The sequence below is a fragment of the Collinsella aerofaciens genome (genome assembly GCF_002736145.1).
GTDB classification, from domain to species: Bacteria; Actinomycetota; Coriobacteriia; order Coriobacteriales; family Coriobacteriaceae; genus Collinsella; species Collinsella aerofaciens_A.
Window position 1 is genome coordinate 66,208 of sequence record NZ_CP024160.1, and the last position, 22,255, is coordinate 88,462.

General features: G+C 59.8%; 19 protein-coding genes and 1 riboswitch. Of the genes, 8 read left to right on the forward strand and 11 right to left on the reverse strand.

Annotated elements, in window-relative coordinates:
• Nucleotides 1–18: 18 nt before the first annotated feature.
• Together CSV91_RS00325 and CSV91_RS00330 are read left to right on the forward strand one after the other, a co-directional pair.
• Nucleotides 19–573: a GNAT family N-acetyltransferase gene (locus CSV91_RS00325; RefSeq protein ID WP_099431357.1), complete on the forward strand. Its 555-nt coding sequence runs from the start codon at nt 19–21 to the stop codon at nt 571–573.
• A gap of 52 nt (nt 574–625) precedes the next feature.
• Nucleotides 626–3,118 (forward strand): excinuclease ABC subunit UvrA, encoded by a 2,493-nt coding sequence (locus CSV91_RS00330; RefSeq protein WP_099431358.1) that lies wholly within the window; start codon nt 626–628, stop codon nt 3,116–3,118.
• A gap of 29 nt (nt 3,119–3,147) precedes the next feature.
• Here the strand turns inward: CSV91_RS00330 and CSV91_RS00335 are convergent, their stop codons facing one another.
• The 4 genes from CSV91_RS00335 to CSV91_RS00350 form a co-directional block, all read right to left on the reverse strand.
• Nucleotides 3,148–3,747 carry a tRNA (cytidine(34)-2'-O)-methyltransferase gene (locus CSV91_RS00335; protein WP_099431359.1) on the reverse strand — a complete coding sequence of 200 codons (600 nt, stop codon included), beginning with the start codon at nt 3,745–3,747 and terminating at the stop codon, nt 3,148–3,150.
• A gap of 100 nt (nt 3,748–3,847) precedes the next feature.
• A complete protein-coding gene (locus CSV91_RS00340) occupies nt 3,848–4,978 on the reverse strand; it encodes a GTP-binding protein (RefSeq protein ID WP_099431360.1) in 1,131 nt (376 codons plus the stop codon).
• Nucleotides 4,979–5,064: 86 nt separating this feature from the next.
• A complete protein-coding gene (locus tag CSV91_RS00345; protein ID WP_055252194.1) occupies nt 5,065–5,406 on the reverse strand; it encodes an arsenate reductase family protein in 342 nt (113 codons plus the stop codon).
• 16 nt (nt 5,407–5,422) lie between these two features.
• Entirely contained in the window at nt 5,423–6,046 is a 624-nt protein-coding gene (locus CSV91_RS00350; protein WP_099431361.1) for a flavodoxin family protein, read from the reverse strand.
• Between the two features lie 334 nt (nt 6,047–6,380).
• On the opposite strand from CSV91_RS00350, the gene CSV91_RS00355 reads away from it, so the two are divergent.
• Nucleotides 6,381–6,701, forward strand: a complete 321-nt coding sequence (locus CSV91_RS00355; RefSeq protein WP_055252192.1) for a DUF3784 domain-containing protein — start codon at nt 6,381–6,383, stop codon at nt 6,699–6,701.
• Nucleotides 6,702–6,985: 284 nt separating this feature from the next.
• On the opposite strand, the gene CSV91_RS00360 is transcribed toward CSV91_RS00355, so the two are convergent.
• Nucleotides 6,986–8,515, reverse strand: a complete 1,530-nt coding sequence (locus CSV91_RS00360; protein WP_099431362.1) for a diguanylate cyclase domain-containing protein — start codon at nt 8,513–8,515, stop codon at nt 6,986–6,988.
• Nucleotides 8,516–8,642: 127 nt separating this feature from the next.
• The gene (locus tag CSV91_RS00365) at nt 8,643–11,360 is read right to left on the reverse strand and encodes a bifunctional diguanylate cyclase/phosphodiesterase (RefSeq protein WP_099431363.1); all 2,718 of its coding nucleotides are present in this window, start codon (nt 11,358–11,360) and stop codon (nt 8,643–8,645) included.
• 324 nt (nt 11,361–11,684) lie between these two features.
• Here CSV91_RS00365 and CSV91_RS00370 point away from each other — a divergent pair, with 324 nt between their 5' ends.
• Nucleotides 11,685–12,554: a patatin-like phospholipase family protein gene (locus CSV91_RS00370; RefSeq protein WP_099431364.1), complete on the forward strand. Its 870-nt coding sequence runs from the start codon at nt 11,685–11,687 to the stop codon at nt 12,552–12,554.
• A gap of 101 nt (nt 12,555–12,655) precedes the next feature.
• Here the strand turns inward: CSV91_RS00370 and CSV91_RS00375 are convergent, their stop codons facing one another.
• From CSV91_RS00375 to thiM, 3 genes are read right to left on the reverse strand one after another with little or no spacing between them, the layout of a single operon-like run.
• Nucleotides 12,656–13,351 carry a thiamine phosphate synthase gene (locus CSV91_RS00375; RefSeq protein WP_099431365.1) on the reverse strand — a complete coding sequence of 232 codons (696 nt, stop codon included), beginning with the start codon at nt 13,349–13,351 and terminating at the stop codon, nt 12,656–12,658.
• On the reverse strand, nt 13,348–13,689 hold the full coding sequence (locus tag CSV91_RS00380; protein WP_232049515.1) for a thiamine-binding protein: 342 nt from the start codon (nt 13,687–13,689) through the stop codon (nt 13,348–13,350). Before CSV91_RS00380 ends, CSV91_RS00375 begins: the two co-directional genes overlap by 4 nt.
• A gap of 3 nt (nt 13,690–13,692) precedes the next feature.
• The gene (gene thiM / locus CSV91_RS00385) at nt 13,693–14,532 is read right to left on the reverse strand and encodes a hydroxyethylthiazole kinase (RefSeq protein ID WP_099431366.1); all 840 of its coding nucleotides are present in this window, start codon (nt 14,530–14,532) and stop codon (nt 13,693–13,695) included.
• Nucleotides 14,533–14,583: 51 nt separating this feature from the next.
• A riboswitch (TPP riboswitch) is annotated at nt 14,584–14,694 on the reverse strand.
• 162 nt (nt 14,695–14,856) lie between these two features.
• On the opposite strand from thiM, the gene CSV91_RS00390 reads away from it, so the two are divergent.
• The 4 genes from CSV91_RS00390 to CSV91_RS00405 all read left to right on the forward strand — a co-directional run bounded on the left by CSV91_RS00390 (nt 14,857) and on the right by CSV91_RS00405 (nt 19,418).
• Nucleotides 14,857–15,765 (forward strand): HAD-IIB family hydrolase, encoded by a 909-nt coding sequence (locus CSV91_RS00390; protein WP_099431367.1) that lies wholly within the window; start codon nt 14,857–14,859, stop codon nt 15,763–15,765.
• 10 nt (nt 15,766–15,775) lie between these two features.
• Nucleotides 15,776–16,672, forward strand: a complete 897-nt coding sequence (locus tag CSV91_RS00395; RefSeq protein WP_099431368.1) for a LysR family transcriptional regulator — start codon at nt 15,776–15,778, stop codon at nt 16,670–16,672.
• 155 nt (nt 16,673–16,827) lie between these two features.
• Nucleotides 16,828–17,961 carry a 5-methyltetrahydropteroyltriglutamate--homocysteine S-methyltransferase gene (locus CSV91_RS00400; RefSeq protein WP_232049516.1) on the forward strand — a complete coding sequence of 378 codons (1,134 nt, stop codon included), beginning with the start codon at nt 16,828–16,830 and terminating at the stop codon, nt 17,959–17,961.
• A gap of 122 nt (nt 17,962–18,083) precedes the next feature.
• Entirely contained in the window at nt 18,084–19,418 is a 1,335-nt protein-coding gene (locus tag CSV91_RS00405) for a uracil-xanthine permease family protein (RefSeq protein WP_099431369.1), read from the forward strand.
• 60 nt (nt 19,419–19,478) lie between these two features.
• Here CSV91_RS00405 and CSV91_RS00410 read toward each other — a convergent pair whose 3' ends face one another.
• Together CSV91_RS00410 and CSV91_RS00415 are read right to left on the reverse strand one after the other, a co-directional pair.
• Nucleotides 19,479–20,066: an alpha/beta hydrolase gene (locus CSV91_RS00410; protein WP_099431370.1), complete on the reverse strand. Its 588-nt coding sequence runs from the start codon at nt 20,064–20,066 to the stop codon at nt 19,479–19,481.
• 284 nt (nt 20,067–20,350) lie between these two features.
• Nucleotides 20,351–22,126, reverse strand: a complete 1,776-nt coding sequence (locus CSV91_RS00415; protein WP_157757962.1) for a carbohydrate-binding domain-containing protein — start codon at nt 22,124–22,126, stop codon at nt 20,351–20,353.
• Between the last annotated feature and the right edge of the window lie 129 nt (nt 22,127–22,255).

Here is a 22,255-nt window from a genome sequence, read left to right on the forward strand (position 1 = left end):
TCTGAGAGAGGTCAAAACATGGTGATTCATACCGAGCGTTTGACGCTTCGTCCGTGGCGCGAGACGGATGCGGCGAGCCTGTTTGCATATGCGAGCGATCCGGACGTGGGGCCGGCTGCGGGTTGGCCGCCCCATCGAAGCATTGAGGAGAGCAGGGAGATCATTCGGACAGTCTTTGCGGCACCCCATACCTTTGCCGTTTGCCTGGCTGCGACAGATGAGCCCGTGGGTAGTATCGGACTCATGCCATCTCTCTGCGAGTCAAACCGTCGAGATGACGGTCTCGAACTCGAAGTGGGCTATTGGATCGCCAAGCCATTCTGGGGCCGAGGCTTTGCTCCCGAGGCAGTGCGAGCCATGCAGCGTTATGCGTTCGAAACGCTTGGCTGTAAGGCGCTTTGGTGCGGATACTATGAGGGCAATGACAAGTCGTTACGCGTTCAGCAAAAGTGTGGATTCGCGCCGCATCACGTTGAGCGCGATATGCCCTGCGAGCTTATGGGCGATGTGCGTACCGAGTGCTTTACGTATTTGACCTGCGAAGACTGGCGCAGGCGAGCACAGTGCGAGTAACGTGACAAAGGGACAGTCCCTTTGCCACGTTCGGCTAACAGGAAGGGGAGCGATGACGGTGTCGCAACAACCAAGTGCTATCGAGGTGCGCGGTGCACGTGTCCACAACCTCAAGGACATCGATATCGATATTCCGCTGGGAAGGCTCGTGGGCATTGCCGGCGTGTCGGGCTCGGGCAAGAGTTCGCTGGCGCTGGGAGTTCTTTATGCCGAGGGCTCGCGCCGCTATCTAGAGGCGCTCAGCACCTATACCCGTCGCCGTCTGACGCAGGCCGAGCATGCCCAGGTGGATGAAGTGCTGCATGTGCCGGCGGCGCTCGCATTGCATCAGCGCCCCAGCGTACCGGGTGTGCGCTCGACCTTTGGCACCATGACCGAGCTCAACAACAGCCTGCGTCTGCTCTTTAGCCGCTGCGCCCATCACGTGTGCCCGCACTGCGGGGCGCGTGTGGAGCCGAGCCTTAATGTGGCTGCAGGCCTGTCGCTCGCATGTCCCGCATGCGGCCGCGAGTTCTACGCCCCGAGCGCCGAGGACCTTGCCTTTAACAGCGGCGGTGCGTGTCCCACCTGCGGCGGCACCGGTGTCATGCGCGAGGTGGACGAAGCGAGCCTGGTGCCCGACGAGTCAAAGACTATCAACGAGGGCGCAGTGCTTCCCTGGGGCACGCTCATGTGGGACCTGATGAAGCAGGTGGCCGGCGAGATGGGCGTGCGCACCGACGTGCCGTTTAACCAGCTCACGCCTCAAGAGCGCGACATCGTGTTCCATGGTCCGGCGGTTAAGAAGCACATTCTCTACGTTCCCAAAAACGGCGAGGGCGCCACGCCGCTCGACTTCACCTATTACAACGCCGTCTATACCGTTGAGAATGCGCTCGCCAAAGTTAAGGACGATAAGGGCTTAAAACGCGTTGCGCGCTTTTTGCGCGAGGGAGCATGCCGCGATTGCGGCGGCACGCGTCTCTCCGAGGCTGCGCGCCAGCCCCAGGTGCGCGGTATCAATTTGGCGCAGGCGGCTGCCATGACGTTGGGCGAGGCGATTGAGTGGGTGCGCGGCGTGCCCGCATCCTTGCCGACCGAGATGCAGCCCATGGCAGTGGATATCTGCGGTTCGTTTTTGAGCACGGCTCGTCGCCTGGTCGACCTGGGGCTCGATTACCTTTCGCTCGATCGCGCCGGCGCCACGCTCTCCACAGGTGAGCGCCAGCGCGTGCAACTCGCCCGCGTGGTGCGCAACCGGTCGACAGGTGTGCTCTATGTGCTGGACGAGCCCTCGATCGGCTTGCATCCTGCCAATGTCGACGGCTTGGTGGGCGTAATGCGCGATCTGGTGGATGACGGCAACACCGTGGTCGTTGTCGACCACGATACGCGCGTACTGGCGGAAGCCGATTATCTGGTCGAGATGGGCCCCGTTGCCGGAGCGGGCGGCGGTAATGTGATCGCCGCCGGTACGGTGGATGAGGTCGAGCAATCGCAGGGTAGCCGCATCGCACCGTTTTTGCGCGCAGACCCCAAGCGCTTGCGGCCGCAGGTGGCTGACGACGAAATGTTCGACCAGGGCCATATCCGCATGGCGACCGATACCATCCATACCGTCAAACCGCTCGAAGTCGATATCCCGCGCGGTCGCTTGGTCGCGGTGACGGGCGTTTCGGGTTCGGGTAAGACGACGTTGGTGCTCGAGACACTCATTCCGGCGCTCAAGGCGCAGGCAGCTGGCGAGCGCCTGCCGGGGCACGTGCGTTGGATCGATGCCGAGGGCATCGCGCGCGCCAACCTGATTGATGCCACGCCCATCGGCGCCAACGTGCGCTCGACGGTGGCAACCTATGCCGACATCCATGATGAGCTGCGCCGCGCCTTTGCCCGTACGCCCGAGGCTAAGGCGGCGGGATACAAGGCGGGCGCCTTTAGCTACAACACCGGTGCCTTGCGCTGCCCTACGTGCGACGGCACGGGCTCGATATCGCTCGACGTGCAGTTTTTGCCCGATGTTGAGATCGTCTGTCCCACATGCCGCGGCTCTCGCTATGCAGACGCGGCTTCGCATATCCATCGCGAGGGCAAGGACGGGAGCCTACTTACGTTGCCGCAGCTCATGGACATGAGTGTGGACGAGGCCCTCGACGCCACACTGGGACTCAAGAAGGTCCAGACGCGCTTGCAGACCTTGCACGACCTGGGCTTGGGCTATCTCACACTTGGTGAGCCCACGCCGGCGCTTTCGGGCGGCGAGGCACAGCGTCTTAAGCTCGCGAGCGAGATGGGTCGTGTGCAGGATGATGCCGTGTTTGTGTTTGACGAGCCCACGATTGGTCTGCATCCGCTCGATGTTCAGGTACTGCTGAGTGTGTTCGACGGCCTTGTTGCCAAGGGCGCCACGGTTGTCGTGATCGAACACGATCTCGACCTTATCCGTAACGCCGATTATGTGATCGACATGGGCCCGGGCGGTGGCGACGCCGGCGGGCAAATCGTCTGCGCCGGCACGCCGAGCGACATCGCGGCCTGCTCCAAGAGCATCACCGGCCGCTACCTATAACCGAATGTGACAAAGGGACAGTTCCTTGGTCACATTCCCGGAAAGCCTGTTTGGCGCAGGGCTTCGTAGAGGACGATGGCGGCGCTGTTGGAGAGGTTGAGTGCGCTGATGCGGTAGTCGTCCGGGTCGACGAAGTTGCCGCAGATATCCTGCCGAAGGATGGCCTCGTGGCTGTCTTCGGTATGCCCCAACGATTCCTCGTGGGCTTCCCAAGCCTCGGCGTTATCGAGTGAGTCGCAATCGCGCAGCATCGGGATGCGCTCGCAGCGCTCGGGCGCCGCGGCAAGCAGTGGCTCGGGAATCCCCGAGCTCTCGCTGCCAAAGACCAAAAAGTCACCGTCGCGGTAGGTACTTTGCGCATAGGTGCGGCGCGCCTTTTTGGTCAGCAGATGCAGGCGCTCGTCGGCGGGGGAGAGACCGTTGCGCGCAAGGAAATCCTCCCAGCCGGCATAGGTCGTCACGTCCAAATTCTGCCAGTAGCCCAGGCCGGCGCGACGTATCGTCTTGTCGTCGAGCGAAAAGCCCAGTGGCTCCACCAGATGCAGATGGGCGCCGGTGACCACGCAGGTACGGCCGATATTGCCCGTATTGGCCGGAATCTCGGGCGCATACAGCACAATGTTGAACATGAATCTCCTTGGCTCAGAACGAAAAACCACCACGAAGGGGACAGGCACCTTCGTGGTGGTTTGGCGGTTACGTAGGCGGAAAATGCCCGCTTGGATAAACCTAGGCGCGGTGCCAGTCGGTCAGGCAGGCATCGAGGGAGGCGATGAGCGCATCCTTGTCCATGTGACGGCCGATGATGCACAGGCTCGTCATGCGGTCGCCCGTCTCGTCGTTCCAAATCTGCATGATCTCGGGGTTCTCGTCGATGATCTTCTGCTTCTCGCCCTCGGGCGCGGAGTCAACGAACAGACCGTTCTCCATCAGGCGCATCTGGTGGCCGGCCTGCTCAAACATGTAGCACATGTCCGGATTGCTGGCCTGCCACAGCGGGCCCTTGACGCGGATGACCTCGTCGGGCCACTCCTGCTCAACAAAATCGGTGAACTTCTGCAGGTCAAACGGCTTGCGGCGTGAGTACACAAAGGTCTCGATGTCGTACTCGAGCACCTCGGGGTCGTCGTGCTCCTCGGGATGCTCCATGGCCTCGATCCAGGCGGCGGAGTTGTAGGCGCGCATAAAGTCGAAGCGGTCGGTATCGAGCAGCTCCTCCATGGGGACCTCGCCGTTTTGGGCCTCGACAATTACGGCGTCTTTCTGCAGGCTGCGCACGATGGCCTTGAGCTCGGCAATCTGCTCAGGCGTCACGGTGTCGGTCTTGTTGAGGATCAGCGTGGAGCAGAACTCGATCTGCTGGATGAGCAGGCTCTCGATGTCGTCCTCGTCGATATCCTCGGCCAGCAGGTCGCGACCGCCGTTGAACTCGTCGTACATGCGGGCGCAGTCGACCACGGCCACGATGTTGTCGAGCGCGAGTTTGGGCTCGCCGCCCACCTTGGCCTCGTCGCAGAAGCTCGAGATGGTGTAGGCGATGGGGATGGGCTCGCAAATGCCCGAGGCCTCGATGATGATGTAGTCGAAGTTGCCCGAATCGGCGATGCCCTGCAGCTGGTTGGCAAGGTCGTCCGAAAGCGTGCAGCAGATGCAGCCGTTGGTGAGCGGGATGAGGTCATCGGTCTCGGAAAGGCCGCCGTCGGCGATGAGGCTGGCGTCGACGTTGATCTCGCCGATATCGTTGACGATCACGGCGGCGCGGATGCCGCCGTCGTTAGCGAGGATGTGGTTGAGCAGTGTGGTCTTGCCGGCACCGAGGTATCCGGTAAGCATGATGATTTTCACGGGTTTGTTGGGCATGTGCCCTCCTTTGTTAGACTTGGCTTACAGTTGAATCTTATGCCAAACGCCTGCTCTTATACCCACGCGCCGACAAATAACACAGGCTACTCCCAGGCTCCCCACACGTCGGGGCAATAGCCGACAGTGGCCTTTTTGCCATTGCGCACGATGGGCTCGGCTAGAACCTGCTGGTTCTCGAGCAGCTTGTCGAAGCGCTGGCTAGGGGTGAGGTGCTGGATGAGCGCGAGCGTCTCCTCGTCCTTGGCTTTGGGGTTGAGCAGCTTGTCGATGCCGCCGACCGCCTGCATCACGCTCGTGAGCTCGCCCTTGCTCATCTCCTTTTCCTTAAGGTCGATAAACTGCACCTTAATGCGGCGCTCCTTAAAATAACGCTGCGCCTTCTTGGTATCGAACGACTTCTTAGTCCCGAAGATTTGCACGTTCATATAATGTTCCGCCGTTCTAACGAATGAAGTTGGTCCTGGCGCGATCGGCTTCGGGGGCTTCGATGCCGGCGACCTGTCCTGCCTCGATGCAACGCAGGAGCCAGGCCATGTTTTTGCCGATATTTCGCATGGTGGCCAGACCCTCGGCATCTCCATCGGCCTCGCCCGGCATGGCGCCAAAGACGTTGTTCCAATAGGTGGAGGCGACCACGGGCATCTGGTTGATGGTGAAGTATTTATTGAGTACATCGAAGGTGGTCGACGTGCCGCCGCGACGGGCGACGGCGACCGCGGCACCCGGCTTGTGCGCAAAGGCCTTGCTGCCAGCATAGAAGGCGCGGTCGAGGGCCGAAAGGATGCGTCCGCTGGGGTGCGCATAGTAGACGGGTGAGCCAAAGACAAAGCCATCTGCCTGCTCGGCGGCAACGATCAGCTCGTTCACCACGTCGTCGTCAAAGGTGCAGCGGCAATCGAGCTTGCCGCACTGGCCACAGCCAATGCAGTCGCGAATGGGCTTGGCGCCCAGCTGGAACACCTCGGTATCGATGCCCTCGGCATGCAATTGCTCGGCGACCTCGGCGAGCGCGCGGGCGGTGTTGCCGTTTGCCTTGGGGCTGCCATTGACCAAAAGAACCTTCATCACAAGCTCCCTCTGCTGTTGGTGACTTCTGCGGAGGATTATCGCACGAGCGGGCAGATGGCGTGGGGCACGATGCCGGCCCCGAGGGCCCACGGCAGGCACGCTCACCAGGTACGAGCGGGATACGGTCCAGAGGATGTTGGAGTGCGGGGCCTCGTGCGAGCAGATTGTAAGGGGTCTGGGCGGGTCGCCCTCGATGGCGAGCTTTGAGGCCTTGGAAGGCGGGCTGCTGCGGCGGCTATGGTTTATACTAAGGCGGTTGCTATCGAGTAATTCATACTTGGTTTGATTCGATTGTGAATGCGTAACTAGGATGGAAAGCAAAGGAAACTCTATGGAAACAGAGGATGCTGTTTGCTTGATGACTTCGATTGCCTTGATTGTCCTTTCAATCCAATACCGAAGAGGAAGATGGCTCTGCTCAATTGCTGGATATGATGTCACAAAAAGGGAGAGCGAGATTGATATACGCCCTTACGCAAAGCTGATTTCTTCTGTGACGTTATGGATGGGGCTGCTGTTTTTCTTGTGGGCGGTAGAGGACTGGGTACGCGATTGGAATACCAGCGTTTTTGAAGTTTTGGTTCTACTTCTGTTCAGCTTGGCCTCTTTGTCGTTCGTGCGGCTCGTTAGGTTTGTTTTTATGAGGCGATAGCCAGCGGAAGTGGCTGGACGACAAAATGGACCAATGCAGCCAATTGTCAATAGAATTTGATAGGCTTGGCTTAACAGATTTACTCGAGGGCATATCCGTGGCGGGGGATAGGTTCTATCTTGTTGAGCACTTATTTGCATCAGGCAAAGTAAACCAGGAGTATCGAAACGGTGCCCCCGGGCCCCGGGAGGGACTGCGGGGACGTTCGGCTAACTGCGGGTACGACCTATTTGCCCAATGTGTTCGGTTGAGATCGGAAATTAACCATCATGCGCCCCATAACGCTAGTCCAGCTTGGTGCCCGGTACTTGTGGTGCCTCTTCAAGTAGCGCTTTGAGCTCGTTCAAAATGGAAACGGGCTGTCGGTCGACGGCATCTAGATGAAGTGTGGCCACACGAATGGGCGGCTGATATTCAAATGAGCCAAAGAGTACGGGCGACCCCAAGAACCGCTCGATTTCTTCTGCGATCGCGTCGGTCTCTTCGGGATCAAGGTCATCGAAAAGCGCCACGAACATCGGTCCGGTCGAGCGGAACAGACGGCCCTTGCCGCGCGAACAGTCCATGAGGCAGGCGGCACTTTCTGCCAAAACGCGGTCGCCCGCATCAAAGCCAAAGCGGGCATTGACCTTGGCGATGTCGTCGATTTTGATGGCGACCAGGCCTGCCTTGCGCGCCACGCGACGCATTTCGCCAATGGCGTTGACCAGGGCGTGAATATCGCCCAGGCCGGTCACGGAATCGGTCGTATCTGCCAGGCTTCGGTTGATGATAATGCCCACGTACATGTTAGGCTCGGTATCGGTGCCGTCCAAGCGGTAGCCCGTGCAGTCGCAAAGCGCGTACGCTCCGGTAGCATCCATAACGCGGTACTGCATGTAGTGGAAGTGCCATGTGCCGTTTATCACCATGTCGAGCTCGGCGCGTACGTTGTCGCGGTCCTCGGGGTGGACGCGAGCAAGCCACATATCGAGTGAGTTGTAGGGATGCTGGGAGGGTAGGTCGAAATCGCGCACGGCATTAATCGACCATTGCGATTCGCCGGTATCGAGGTTAAGGATAAACGGATAGCGCGTCTCGGAGCTCATAGAGATCGCTTGGAATACGCGGTCGTTGCACGGAAGCTGCTCGGCAATTGGGTGTGGCGGCGCGTCATTGTCTTTCGGTTGCTGCACGCGATGCATAAGCTTATAGCGATACATCTTGCGATCGGCATCCATCGTCATCTGGCGACGCGTGTCGCCGGCAAGTGGATTGACGCGCGAGCAGCCAAAGCTAAAGCTAGCGATCATGGGCGCCTTGCCGTCTGATGTTGCCTCGACAAGATTGGTGCGTGTCCGCTCCAAGCGCTGCTCGAGTTCGGCTTCGCCTGTCGTGGGGGACACGAGTACAAATTCATCTCCACCGATACGGAACAGCACTTCATCGTGCTCCATTGCCTCGGTGAGCGCGCGGCAGATGCCCAGAATATAGCGATTGCCTTCGGCGTGGCCGAACCTATCATTGCAATGCTTGAGATGGTCGATGTCAATATAGGCGCAGGTGAAGGGGTCGCCTTTGCGCCAGAGCTGCTCGACGTGACGGTCGAGTCCGCCGCGGTTGCCCAAGTTGGTGAGCTGATCGATATAGGCGTTGCACTCAAGCAGCTGGCGCTCTTGTTGCAGGATGGCATGCGTCTTTTGCAGTTGCTCACCAACGGCGCGTAGCTCAGCAGGCAGCGCGGAAACATCGAGTTCGGCGGTCGAGACGCCATTCGCAAGTCGCTGAAGATAGGCAATAATCGATTGCTCGCCCAAGCGGTATGACTCGTTCATGATGAATAACCTCCTTGGGCAGAACAACGGTTTGTATCATATCCCCAATCCGGTTTGAATTGGGGATATAAGTTAGCTAATGGAGACAAATGCCCCCTTCGGCGGTGGCGTTTTGCGCGCGAGCGTATCAGTTGTTATTGCCACCATCGAGCAATGTCTCAAAATCATTCGCCGGCATGGGGCGGTAGTAGAGGAAGCCCTGAGCGTAGCGGGCGCCCATCTGTCGTAGCATGTTCGCCTGCTCATTTGTCTCGACGCCTTCGACCACGACGGGCAGATGGAGCGACTGCGCCATATCGAGCATTGATGTAATGATTTGCGCGCTGCGGCCTTGATCTCCGTCGGCGGGAACAAACGTGCGGTCAAGCTTGATAACGTCGACGTTGACGTTCTTGAGCATCGCGAGCGTGGACTGGCCGGTGCCAAAGTCGTCCATATAGGTTGAGAAGCCGCGGGTGTGCAGGTCGGCAGTCAGTTTATCCACGGCCTCGGATTCTCCCGTATAGGCTGTCTCGGTGATCTCGATGCGCATGAGTTCGGGCGGTAGGTTGTATTGGGCGGCAAGTGCTCCCATATGTTCGGCAACGTCGCAGGCAAGGATATCCACGCGCGACACATTGAGCGAGATCGGAACCACGCGAAGCCCCCGGTCGATGCGCTCGCGCAGCCACGAGGCGACGCCCTGCCAAATGTACTTGTCGAGCGTCACTACAAAGCCGCTTTCCTCGAGTGCGGGGATAAACGTTACAGGCGAAATGAGGGAACCGTCCTTGCCAATCCAGCGCGTGAGCGCCTCGGCGCCAACGATCTCGCCAGTTTCCATGTCGACCTGGGGCTGCAGGTAGTAGGTAATGCGGCCGTTTGAGAACGCATACTGGAATTCGGTCAGCGTGCGGTGGAACGCGGTTTCGCGCTCGTACTCCTCGGGGCGGAAAATGGCGACGCGCTCCTTAAAGTCGTTTTTTGCGCGCCGATTGGTAAACATGGCCTTGGCCTGCGCGTCGATGGTGATTTCCTCGTTGGGATCGATGGGGCAAACGCCCATGGACGGCCAGAAACCCACGCCGTCATCATGCTTGGCCACGGCGGCGCGAACGCGGTTATAGATTTGATGGACGGTGTCGTGCTCAAAGGGGATGAGAATGCAAAAGTCGTCTTGGCCCCAGTATCCTGCGACGCCCATCTCGGCATTCTCGATGTCTTTGAGGACCGTGCCCACATCGGCGAGCACGCGGTCGCCCTCGGCCTGTCCGTGCCATTCGTTAAACAGTCGCATATGACCCATGTCGACGGTGGCGATACACCAAGCGCCGTCGCGCCCTGTCCTCAGAAATGCGTTGGCACGCCGCATAAACTCGCTGGGTCGATAGAGGCCCGTGAGCGTATCGATGCGTTCGGCGACGGCGCTTTTACGCTCAATCTCGGGTATGGGGAGGCTGTCGTTGGGGGCAAGCCCGCCGGCGGCGCGAAGACGACGGTCGAGTTCGCCTAAAACAGCGGTCGCTTGATTGATTAAGCGCTCGTAAAAGGCCGGGACGACAAGACAGACGGGGGTAATGGTGTCGTTCGCGATTCGAACAGGAGCGAAAACGGCCTCTTTAAGATGATGGGTCAGTTGCTCGAATGCCTCGTGGTCCAGATCGTTGCTGAGCACGACGAACTGGGCGTTTCGCGAGCGGAAGACGCGACTTCTGCCGCGGGTGATCGATAACATGCGACCTGCGTATTCGGCGAGCATGTTGTCGACAGCCTCGGCCCCGTAGAGCTCGTTGAACTTTGCCGTGCCACAAACGCGGACCGCTATAAGCCCCGTCTCGCAACGGTCGCGACGGCAGGCATCGATAGCGTTGATCAGCATACGCTGCGTTCCGAGGCCCGTGGCGGCGTCGACGGTCTCGGCGAGTGAGTGGTTAACAAGTTCGCCGACATAGAGCGAGGGGGTATTTCCGTCACCGTCGATGCGAAACCCGCGAGCGCGGCAGAGGACGTAGTCGCCCGCGGCATTGCGCATGCGGTACTGCATGACGCGGCGGTGTTTGGAGCCATTATAGATTTGGTCGATGTCGTTGATGTAGGCCTCAAGGTCATCGGGGTGGACGCGCGTTTTCCAGTAATCGTGGCAGTTGTCTACATGCTCAGAAGGAAGACCGAGATCGCGCAGGGCACCTTGTGACCAAAGGGTGCGATGTTTGTCCAAGTTCTCGATAAAGCAATAACGGCCTTCGTTGAGCATCGAAAAGGCGTCAAAAACGCGATCGCTTATTTCGAAGTCGTCGGTGTGGACTTGCGCGATATTGCGTCGATCAAGATGCATGGCATGGCGTAGCTTGTAGTCGTACATGCGATGGTCGGCATCGAGTGTCATGCGATTGGAGACTTCACCCAGGGCGGGGTCGGCGTGCGACACTCCGTAGCTAAACGAGTGAGGCATCTCGGAATCGTTGTTTTTGAGTAGGACCGTTCGGCAGTGTTCCAGGCGCTCGGCGAGGTCGTCCTCGGTCGCAATCGTAGACAGGATGGCAAACTCGTCGCCGCCTATGCGAAACGCCGCCTCGTCCACCTTCATATACAGCTTGAGATAGAGGCTTACCTGCAAGATATAGCGGTTGCCCTCGTCATGCCCGAAGACGTCGTTGCAGTGCTTAAGGTTATCGATGTCGATAAACGCCATGGTCACGGGCAGTTCCTGCTCCCAGATTTCTTCTAGGGAACGGGTAAAGCCGCCGCGGTTGCCAAGTCCGGTGAGCTGGTCGGTAAAGGCCGTCCTAATCAGATCATCCTGACGCTCGAGAAGGTCACGGACGGTCTTTTCGAGCGTTTCGGTGTAATTGCTGACGGTGTCCATGTTGTGAGCGGCTTTCTGAGGTCGGGGCGGATGGCGTCGGGCGAGCTCGTAGTGTACACGCGTCGTTGCTCGGCGCCTTGCGTGTATCCAGGCCCCCGCCTTGCTGCGTTGTTGAGTTACTTTGCCGGCTAATGTTCGCTGTTGATAACTGCTGAGTAGCGTAAACAACAGTACGCAATTATATATGGGTGTCCATGCTGTTGGCGGCTACTATTCGCCAAGCGGTAGCGCGACAATGCGATGTTCGATGAAAATGCGACTGAGTCGATATATGTTGACGGGTATACTTGTCCCGTTTTAAAACGCAGGAACGGAGATGGTCACATGGCACAGCCGGATACGACGCGCACGGTGGGGCTTGCGCTCGAGGGAGGCGGCTACCGCGGTATGTATACGGCGGGCGTGCTCGACGTTTGGATGGAGCACGGTTTGACCTGCGACCATATGGTGGGTGTCTCGGCGGGCGCGGCGTTTGGCTACAACTTTAAATCGCGGCAGATTGGGCGCGCCATTCGCTACAACAAGGCCTATTGTGCCGACAAGCGCTATGCGAGCGTGACAAGCTGGCTGCGAACCGGTGACATGTTCAATGCCGATTTTGCCTATCATGAGGTGCCTATCGAGCGCGATCCCATCGACTTGGAAGCGTATCGCGCCTGCCCCATGCGATTTACGTGCGTGTGTACCGATATCGAGACGGGCAAGGCTGTCTATCACGATTTGCCGTATGGCGACGAGCGCGATATCGAGTGGATCCGGGCGTCGTCTGCTATTCCTGTGGCGACGCGTCCCGTTGCTATTGGCGGGCATAAGTATCTGGATGGTGGCGTGGCTGATTCTATCCCCAGCGCATGGCTGTTTGCGCAGGGGTATGACCGCAATATCGTGGTGCTCACGCAGCCGGCGGGCTTTGTGAAGCAGCCTAACAGCGTGATGCCCATGCTGCGGCGCGTGTTCCGTCACTACCCGGAGTTTGTTGCAGCGCTTGAGCATCGGCATGAGGTCTACAATGCCACGCTCGATGACCTGGCACGTCGCGAGGCTGCCGGCGAGGTCTTTGTGGTGCGGCCGAGCGAGTCGGTGAAGGTGCCGTCGCTGTGCCGCGAACCGGATGAGCTCGAGCGCATCTACCAGGTCGGCCGCCACGATGCGGAGGCGACCTTGCCCGCGCTGGAAGCGTATCTGGCGGAGTAAGAGTCGCATGCGGAAAGCGCATCCCGGAATGGACGTGCGAACCGGGATGCGCTTTCCGCTATTGAAGATATGAGGTTGCGAATCAGCTGCTTGGCCTATGCCTATGCCTGCTGCCAGGTGTCGACGAGCTCCTTAGCTGCGGCGTGGGGGTCGTCGGCACTGCAGACGGCGCTCACCACAAAGAAGCCATCGACGCCGGTTGCCTTGAGCTGCGGCAGGTCGGCCGTCTTGACGCCGCCGCCCACCACGATGGGTACGGGGCTTGCCGCGTGGAGTGCGGCCAGGTCCTCAAAGCTCTTGGTGATGATGGAGCCGTCGGCCGCGCGTCCGCAATCGCGCTTGGTCTCGGTCTCGTGGAGTGGGCCGATGCCCAGGTAATCGACCAGGCTCATGTCGGCGGTCTTGACGTACTCGAGCATTTCCTCGCAACGGGCCGAAAGACCCACGATGGCATCGGGGCCCAGCAGCTTGCGACAGACCTCGACGGGAATATCGCTCTGACCCACGTGCACGCCGTCGACGGCAATACCCTGCTCGCGCGCGGCAAGCACACAGTCCAGACGGTCATCGATTAGCAAGGCGACCTGACCGGTTTTGCCAGCCTTTGCGATAGCCTGCGCGGCATCGTCCGTCAGCGCGATGATCTCGCGGGCACTTGCCACCTTGGAGCGCACCTGGATGCAGGTAAAGCCGGCGTCGAGTGCCTGGGCCACCACATCGCCCACGGGACGTCCCAGCGTGTTTTCGGGGCCGAGTACCAGATAGGCCGAGATATCAAGGTTGTCGCGGATGTTCATCGTGCTTCCTCCTGTTTCTTGATCTGTGCTTCCATGCGCTCGATTTTGCCGGTCATGGTGTCGGTAAATCCGGGCCGAATATCGGCTTTGAGCACGACTTCGGTGCGGATGCCCTTGCTCGCCAACACAAAGGTCGCGTCGCGCACGACCTGCATGACCTCGTCCCAGTCGCCCTCGATCTCTGTGAACATCGAGGTGGTGCGGTTGGGAAGGCCGCTCTCGCGAATGACGCGCACGACCTCGGCGACCTCGGCGGACAGCTCATCGCCGGTGCCGCACGGGGCGATGGCCACGGCGACGAGTGTGTTCATGCCGGCATTGGTTGCGGGCTCGGACATGGCTTATGCCTCCTCGAGCTCGAGTTGGTTATCGGCGATGTCTTGGGCGGCCGCGCGGTAGAGCTCATCGATAAAGGCGACCTTAAAGCTTGCCGGGGCATCGGCGACAGCGGCGGCACGCGTGCCGGCAACGTTGTAGACGGCGGTGCCACAGATGGCTGCCGTAAACGGATCGGCAGCGCAGGCGTACACAGCCAGCACGCCGCCCTGCGAGCAGCCACAACCGGTGATCTTTGACATGAGCGGGCTGCCGCCGTGGGACTTGGCCACGGTTGTGCCGTCGGTGATTAGGTCGACTTCGCCCGAGACCACTACGGCGCCGCCAGTGTAGCGGGCGAGCGCCACGGCGGCATCGCGGGCGGCATCGACCGTGTCGGTGGTATCGACACCGCGCACGCGGCTCAGATCGGCTGCCTCGCCCTCAAGACCCCACAGGCCGGCAAGCGCGATGATCTCGGAGGCGTTGCCGCGCACGATGGCGGGCTTGTACTGCTTGAGCTCGTTTACCAGCTGGGTGCGCAGGCTGCCGATGCCCAGGCCCACCGGGTCGAGCACCCAGGGCTTGCCGGCGTCGTGTGCCGCCTTGGCCGCGCGGGGAATCGTCTGCTCGTAGATGGGGAAGAGCGTGCCCATGTTGAGATAGATGGCACCTCCGCCGGCAACGAGTGCCTCGCCCTCGTCGGGCAGATAGACCATGGCGGCCGATCCGCCCACGGCGAGCTGTGCGTTGGCGACAAAGTCGATCGTCACCGTGTTGGTGATGGAACCGGCCATCGGATTGGTGGCGCGAATCTCCTCCACGGCCTTGACCACGTTTTGCTTAAGCTGTTCCGAATCAATCACTGCACATGCCTCCTTGGCATAGAAAAGGGGCGCTGTGCATAGACAGCGCCCCTGTAAAGGCGGCATGCTCCCTACGCCAGCATTAACTGACAGGTTCAAAGGATTGGGCCCCATGCCCTCTCAGCCTTGTGGTTTGCACCGCCGGCACTCCCGCATCGAATCTGTTGTCCCTATACTAGCGCACCTGCCAAAAAGGGACAGGTTTATTTTGGCAGGTAACAACTGGGACTTTGCGTTTTCCCAGATAAAACCTGCCAAAATAAACCTGTCCCTTTTTGGCAGGTCGGTACAATAGATGGGATTAAGAATGACCGAGGGGACCTTATGATCAAACTTGTGCTGACCGATATGGACGATACGCTGATTCCTGCTGGACACGATGGCGCCAGCGACTGCGCCATCGAGGGCATTCATGCCATGCAGGCGGCGGGCCTGCATTTTGGCCCGGTTTCGGGTCGCCAGCCGTCCGCGATGAGCTGGATGTTCCGCAATCGCTCCGAGTGCTTCTCGACCGGTGCGTTTTGCAACGGCCAGGTGATGTTTGTCGATGGCGAGGCGGTTGCCTCGCGCGCAACTGATAACGATGCCCTTATGCGCCTGGCCGACTACCTGGAGCAAGAGACCGACGATACCTATTTGAAGGTCTACCGTCTGGGTGATGACTTTTGGGACAACGACGCCTATTGCGTGACAAGCGATCCCGAGCGTGTGCGTCGCGCCATGGAGTCAGGCGGCAACGCGTGGCTCAAGGGCGAAGAGGCTCCCTGTCGCCCTGTCGTTGACGATGCCCCGGTATACAAGGCGAATATCTGGAGTGCCCGTTCGCGCGAGGAGCTCGCCGAGCTGCGCGAGCGTGTTGCCGCCGAGGTGCCGGAGCTCTCGCTCGTGTTTCCCAACAACCGCGTGTGCCTGTTCGACGTTCTTCCGACCGGCTGGGACAAGGGCTGTGCTGCGCTGGAGCTGGCGCGCGCTTTGGGCCTGACGCCCGACGAGGTGGCCGTATTCGGCGATTCCGATAACGATTTGCCCATGATCGATGCCGTTCCCAATTCCGTTGCAGTCGCCAATGCCAACGAGGCCGTCACGGCTGCCGCGCGCTGGCATATCGGCGCTGCGGCAGATGATGCGGTTGCCGGGGCTCTGCATCAGATTGCCGCCTGCGCCGCGACGGGGGAGATGCCGTCGTTTATGCGTCAGATGGACGCGACGGGTTTCGACGTCACGAACGTCTAGGGAGAAAGCCATGAAGCTCCAGCAGCTCAGATATGTCGTCAAAGTTGCCGAATGCGGCAGCATCACCGAGGCCTCGCGCCGGCTCTTTGTGTCGCAGCCTTCGATTACCGCGTCAATTCGCGATCTCGAAAACGAGATGGGTGTACACATCTTTGAGCGCACCAACAAGGGCGTCATTGTGTCCGAGGAAGGCGAGACCTTCTTGGGCTACGCGCGCCAGGTGCTCGACCAGGCCGACCTGCTCGAGGGCAAGTACAAGGGCACATCCGAGCAGGTGCCGCACTTTAGCGTGAGCTGCCAGCATTATTCCTTTGCCGTTAACGCGTTTGTTGACGTGATCCGCGAGTTCGATGCCGCGCGTTACGACTTCACCCTGCGCGAGGAGCAGACTCACGAGATTATCGAGGATGTCGCGCATATGAAAAGCGAACTGGGCATCCTGTACTTATCCGAGCATAACCGCGAGGTTATCGAGCGCATGCTTGCCGCCAACGAGCTCGTATTCGAGGGGCTCTTCTGCGCCACGCCGCATGTCTTCGTGTGCGCAGACCATCCACTGGCGGGTCGCTCGAGTGTGACGCTCGAGGACTTGGAAGACTACCCGTTCCTGTCCTATGAGCAGGGCAGCTACAACTCGTTTTACTATTCCGAGGAGCTGACCTCGACCTTTGAGCGCCGCAAGAATATCCGCGTGCGCGACCGTGCGACGCTGTTCAACCTAGCTATGGGCCTTAACGGTTACACGGTGTGTTCGGGCGTGATCAGCCATGAACTTAACGGCCCCGGTATTATCTCGATTCCGCTCGATGTAGACGAGTACATGGAGATTGGCATCATCACGCGCAAGAACACGACGCTCACGCGCTATGGACAGGCCTATATCGACGCGATCCGTCAGCACATCTAGATTGCTGCGTTCTGCACGGGTCAAATCTCTTTGCGGCAGTCTCATTTGATATAGGAAGCATCTATATCAAACTGTTATAAACGTATATTTTACGATAGCCATATGAGCGCTCATACTCTGTCCCAGTAAAGCAACCAATGCAAAGGGAGATATCTATGAGCACCTTGATTCAACCGAGCGCGCCGTTTCGCGCCGATATCGTCGGCAGCTTTCTTCGTCCCCAGGCTGTTAAGGATGCACGTGCCGCCTATGCCGCGGGCACGCTCGACGCCGCCGGCCTTAAGGCCGTCGAGGATGAGGCCATTTGCGATTTGGTGGCCAAGCAGAAGGCAGCCGGCTTACAGGTAATTACCGATGGCGAATACCGCCGCAGCTACTGGCACCTCGATTTTATGTGGGGCCTTAACGGCATTGAGCGCCGCACCTCACGCACGGGTTATATGTTCCATGACGAGGAGACGACGGCCGACACCGCTGTGGTTACCGGTCCCATTAGCGGCGAGAACCACCCGTTCGTCGAGCATTTTAAGTTTGTCAAGGCGCTTGAGGGGGAGGGCCAGGTCGCGCGTCAAACCATTCCGGCGCCGATCCAGACGTTCTCGGAGGTTACGCTCGACCGCTGCGATGGACAGCAGGAGAGTCTGCGCGCCGTCTACAAGACCGATGAGGAACTTGCCGACGCCATTGCAGCCGCTTATCGCACGGTGATCGCCGACCTGTACGCAGCAGGCTGCCGCAACATCCAGTTTGATGACTGCACCTGGGGCATCTACTGCGATACTGATTTTGTCGCCAAAACCGGCATGAGTCCGGTCGACCTGCAAAAGGTAAGCGAGTTGGGCGTGGCGCTCAACAACGCCGCCATCGAGGACAAGCCCGACGATCTGGTCATCAACACGCATGTATGCCGCGGCAACTATCACTCCACGTATGCCTTCGAGGGTGGTTACGATCCCATTGCACCGTACCTGTTTGCGCACGAGGATGTCGACGCGTTCTACCTTGAGTTCGATACGCCGCGCGCCGGTGGCTTTGAGCCGCTCAAGTATGTTGCTCCCGGCAAGAAGGTCGTGCTGGGCCTGGTGACCACCAAGGCCGCTGAGCTCGAGAACGAGGATGTTATTGTCGAGCGCATCCGCGAGGCCGCAAAGTACGTGCCGCTCGAGAACCTGTACCTGTCGCCGCAGTGCGGCTTTGCCAGCTGCGAGATTGGCAACAAGCTGACTGAGGACGAGCAATGGGCAAAAATCGCGCTGGTTAAGCGCATTGCCGAGCGCGTTTGGAAATAGCGCTAGCGTTTGCAGGTGGCGGCGCGTGCGAGGTACTGCATATCGCGTACAATGGTTCGGATCGTATCGTTCGGGCAGGTTATCCGATATGCCTGATCGCCCTTCCATTCGAAAGGACTTCCATGTCCCAGTCTTCGACGCCCGCCGTCACCGATGCCATCTACGATGCATCGTCGCTCGGCCGCCCGCGCATGTTTGTGTTGGGTTTGCAACACATGTTTGCGATGTTCGGAGCCACGGTGCTCGTGCCCGTGCTCACCGGCCTTTCCGTTTCGGCGACGCTTCTGTTCGCCGGCATCGGCACGCTGCTGTTTCATTTTCTATCGCGCGGTAAGGTGCCCGCGTTCCTGGGCTCCTCGTTTGCCTTTATCGCGGGTTATGCCGCCATTGCGCCCAACGGCGAGGCCGAGCTTTTGCCCTACGCTTGCCTGGGCGTAGCTTGTGCCGGCCTGCTCTATCCGGTGCTTGCGGCCCTGTTCCGCGCCTTTGGCGCCAAGCGTGTCATGCGTTTCTTCCCGCCGGTGGTGACTGGCCCCATCGTCATTTCCATCGGCTTGACCCTGGCAAGCTCTGCCATTGCTAACTGCCAGACCAACTGGTTTGTTGCTGTTATTGCCGTTGCCGTGATCATCATCTGCAACATTTGGGGCCGCGGTATGGTCAAGATCGTGCCGATTCTGCTGGGCGTTGTGGTGAGCTATGCCGTTGCGGCGGTGCTGGGCGAGGTTGATTTTTCGGGGGTTGCCGCCGCGCCGTGGGTCGGTCTACCTGTCGTGTGGGACAACACCGTGTTCGCGCTCTTTGGACCGCAGTTCGATAGCAGTCTTGCCACGACGGCCATTATCACCATCATGCCACTGGCCTTTGCGACCATGATCGAGCATATCGGCGATATCTCCGCTATTGGCTCCACCTGCGAGCGCAACTACATTGCCGACCCCGGCCTGCATCGCACGCTGCTCGGCGATGGTCTCGCCACGATTCTGGCTTCGCTCTTTGGTGCTCCGGCCAACACTACGTATGGCGAGAACACCGGTGTGCTTGCCCTGACGCGTGTGTTCGACCCGCGCGTGATTCGCATTGCCGCGTGCTGCGCCATCGTGCTTTCGTTCTGTCCCAAGTTCGCCGCGGTCATCGCCGCCATGCCGGCATGCGTTATCGGTGGCGTGTCGCTTGTGCTCTACGGCATGATCAGTGCCGTGGGCGTTCGCAACCTTATCGAGAACCAGGTTGATTTCCAGAACAACCGCAACGTGCTGGTGGCGGCTCTGGTGCTCGTGCTTTCGCTCGGCATTGCCTACAGTACCACCGGTGCCATCGTGCTGGAGCTGGGCGGCGTGACCATTTCGCTTTCCGGCCTTGCCGTGGGCTCGCTGGTGGGCATTGTGCTCAACGCCATCTTGCCCGGTAATGACTTTGAGTTCGATACTTCCGAGCTTGAGGAGACTGCTGAATAGTAGCTGCGTTCAGCCAAATTAAAAATGGCGTCCATGCGTATGTACGCGTGGACGCCATTTTTAATGCGCCAGTATCCAGTGGATGCCGCGTGCCATGCGCAGGTCAGTTTGGGCAAAGTGGTTGCCGGGGTTGAGCTCCAGCGTTGTTGGAATGTCACGCTCGACAAACAGCTCTTCCATCGCGCGCGTATCGTCGAGTACGTGCCGCATCATGCGGTTGGGCGTCTTGGTTTCCTTTTTACCGAGCGACAGATAGGCGGCGTCGGGCGTAGCTGTCATCGTGCGCTCGCGCGCGTAGTCGATAAAGCCGGGGAACCACAGCGACCCCGATGCACTCGCTGCGCGCTCAAAGACATCTGTTTGCCAAAGTGCCCACAGTGCAAAAAGACCCGCCAACGAGTAGCCGGCAATGCCGCGCCAGGTGGGCGGTTGCGGGAGCGATGATTCGGCCTGGGGGATTATCTGCTTCAACAACTCGTCAAGAAAACCAGCGGCCTGTCCGCCAAAGGGCTCGGCATCTCGTATAGTTCCGTCGCATTCCCAGGGGCTCAGCTCGTGATTCCAATCGAGCCCTCCAATGGCGACAAGGGTGAACGGCGGGCAGTCGAGCTCTCGGCAGCGCTCGTAGACTTCATTACCGTCGCCCATAACCACGGGGAGGTAAATGACGGGCGCTCCTTCTGTACACTCTGGATAAACGGTTATCTGCTTATGATGCGCTTCCAAGGCAGGCTTCTCTCGGTGTTGTGATATTGACAGCCTCAATTGTCGCACGTCAGCGTATACCGGTTGGGCAGCATCAAGAACATTCGCGCGCGTCGTGCGGGCGCAAACAGGAAACGCCACCGCCGGAGGGGAGCTCGGCGGTGGCGTTGTTAAACGGTGCGCGGACTAGGCGGCTTTAAAAGTGTCGGTTCGTGTATGAAGGGCGTCTATGAGTGCTTGCGGCTCACCACGGCGCCCGCGGCGATGGCGGCTGTTCCCGCAAGGGCGGCTGCCACGATGGCTGCGCTCGAGGCGTCGCCGGTTGCTGCGAGTTTGCCGGCGATCTTGGCTCCCGTGGCTGCAACTGCAACGGTCTTGGTCGTCTTCGTGCCCTCGGACTTGGAACCCTCGGGCTTGGTCTCGCCTGGCTTCTCCTCGGGCTTGGTCTCCTCGGGAGGCGCGATGACCGTGCTCTTGGCGACAGCTTCGTTATAGGGGGAGTCGATCACAGCGTCGCCCGTGCCGATGGTTTGACCCGCCTCGTAGACGATGCCGTCGCTGAGTTCTTCCTTGTTGCGATAGTCAATGACCTTGCCGCCTTCAGGCGTCTGGATGGTGGCTCCTTCGATTTCGATGGTGCCAATCGCTTTACCATCCGCGCTCATGGCAAGGGCGAAGATTGCCGCCGTGTCTCCCTCGGCCGTGACCTTGCTGCGGAGAATCGAAATGGTTGCGGGCGTGATGCCCTCCTTGGTCTGAGCAAAGATGCCGATGTTCATGCCTCGGGGCTGAGGGTTAGTTTCGCCATCCTGGCCTGCACTGTAGTGGTCGGGGCCGTCGCCGCCGGTCTCGGCATAGCGGGCTATGGCCTTGACAACGGAGTCGCTGATGTAGATATGGCCACCCGCTTCGCCGGAGTAGAAATTACTGGTGGAGATTGCAACCGAGAACCTGCCTTCTGCGAGCGCATCCACAGTCGAGCCGTTCTTGATGATGATGTCGTCCTCATCGGTGAAGAGTGCGCTGACTTCCCCGCCATCTGAGCTTGCGCGGACCGTCGCGGTCGCGCCATCGAGCGTGATGCCCTTGTAGACATAGATGCCATACCCAACGCCACTTGCGTTGAGGGAAGCGTTCGTGACCGTGAGGCTGTTTTTACCGTCGATGGCGGCGTCTTCCTCGGAGCTTGCCTTGACCTGGCTGCCACCCGAGATCTCGATATTGCCGTCGGCCCAAATCGCATTGTCCTCGATAGAGCTTGCCTCTACCTTGCCGCCGCCCTTTATGATGAGGTTCTCGTTAGCATCGATACCCTGATCCTCGGTGGCCTTGGCGGTGACGGTTCCGCTGTTGTCGATCGTGATGTTGCCGTCGGCCCTGATGCCATCCGAATCGCCCGTGGCGTTAACGTCTCCCGAGCCCTTGATAGTGACATCGCCCCCGGCATCGATGGCATCGTGCTCGGTGCTCGTGGCGTTGACAGTGCCAGCGCCGTCGATGTTGATGTTGCCGACGGAAGTGATGGCGTCACGAGAAGATGTCACGTTGAGCGTGCTGGACGCGTCGCCCTGAATATTAAGCTCGGCGTTCTCGTTCGCGCCATCCTTAACCTTGATGCCGCGGCCGTCGTCGTTAGTGACGGTGTTGTTGCCCTCGTAGCTTACGTTGAGCTTGCCCGCTGCCTCGATCGCGCCGTCGTCATAGCCGTTGAGCTTCATATCGTCGGCGCCGTCCCATGACCAGGTGCCGGCGGCGTCTCCCGTGGGGCCCGCGGCCGCTTCGTGGCGGACGCCGCCAACGTCCACCCACTCGGCTGCGAGCGAGATGCTCGGCATGAGCAGCGAGCTTACCGTAAGCGCGCATACGGCGCCTACAACGATGCGGCGCGTCACGCGGCGCCAGCTGCCGTGTGCGAGCAGCGTGCGACGGCGCACGTCGGGCTCGACAAAATGGGCTCCAGAGGTTTTGTCATTGTGCTTGGGGGTCGTGAACAAGGCGGCCATGGTTACTCCCATCCTCATGGGGCCTATGCGATTACGCCCAGCATATCTGCAGGATGTAGCCGGCGGTAGTGCCGCTTGGAGGGCAAAATGTCCAAAACTTGGGAGGCAATACATCGCGCGTCCGTGCGG